The organism is Neisseria sp. P0009.S007 (assembly GCF_051962515.1).
Window position 1 is genome coordinate 1 of sequence record NZ_JBQCVF010000523.1, and the last position, 1,032, is coordinate 1,032.

The 1,032-nt window shown below is 40.9% G+C and carries 1 protein-coding gene and 1 pseudogene; one reads left to right on the plus strand and one right to left on the minus strand.

All coding sequences use genetic code 11. The features are described from left to right. Positions 1–132, plus strand: a 132-nt coding sequence (locus ACTHS3_RS14500) for an aldehyde dehydrogenase family protein (protein WP_440368311.1), incomplete at its 5' end; no start/stop codon positions are given. 699 nt (positions 133–831) lie between these two features. Here ACTHS3_RS14500 and ACTHS3_RS14505 read toward each other — a convergent pair. Further along, positions 832–1,032, minus strand: a pseudogene (locus tag ACTHS3_RS14505) (malate dehydrogenase); the annotation flags it as partial.

The following is a 1,032-nucleotide window of genomic DNA, read 5'->3' on the forward strand; positions in this document are numbered from 1 at the left end:
ACGGGCTTAATCAGTAATGAAGTAGCACCGTTTGGCGGCGTAAAACGCAGCGGTTTGGGACGTGAAGGCAGTAAATACGGTGCGGACGAGTATTTGGAATTGAAATATTTGTGCATTGATGTAGCGGAATAAAGCTGCACAGTAAAGGCCGTCTGAAATTTGGTTTTCAGACGGCCTTTTTCAAATACAGTAAAGCTACTTGTTAATTTTGATATTATTAGAACGAGCTTTATAAAAAAGCAAAACCATAAGAAACAAAGTTGCAAAAAATTTGTCACATGTTTATAAAATTAGTTTGATAACTATTTTATATGTTTTTAATTGCATTAGATGTGTATTCCAAATTTCTGGCAGTAGTTTTTCTTTGAGTGCTGGCAGAGAAATTTTGGCACATATATCGGCGGCACAATTAGTTATATACACAAATGTGGGCAAGGCGAGATTGGTTCTTTTTGCTCACACGGTGTGGCTCATATCGATAGCGTGGGAACTTTATCTAGGTTACAATTTTTGGGTATGATTTTTATAAAAAAGGTGATGTGAATGTTGAAGAAATTTTTAATCTTGTTTTGCGTAGCTTTCACCGGCGCATGCAGTTCCTTTGATGGAGACGATTTGACAAATGGCTCATATTCTCAAGGGAAACGGCTTGACCCGAATTGTGATCATTATGCTGTCGGCGGTAGTGGCGGCGGTTGTACACCGTCAGGTCAATGGCATCTTAAAGATAAACAAGGACAAAGAGTGCCATTCTAGTTTTTAAAAATGATTGTAGAACGGGCATTTAATTATTTAGGCCGTCTGAAATTTGGTTTTCAGACGGCCTTTGTTTTAGAGTAGATCTTGGATGGCTGAACGCTCTTCTTCTAATTCGGCCAGCGTGGCGGCAATACGTTTTTGGCTGAATTCGTCCGACAAATCCAAGCCTTGGACGATGCGGTAGCTGCCTTCGTCGCAAATGACGGGGAAGCCGAAAATCAAACCTTCGGGAATGCCGTAAGAGCCGTCGGATGGAACGCCCATGGTTATCCA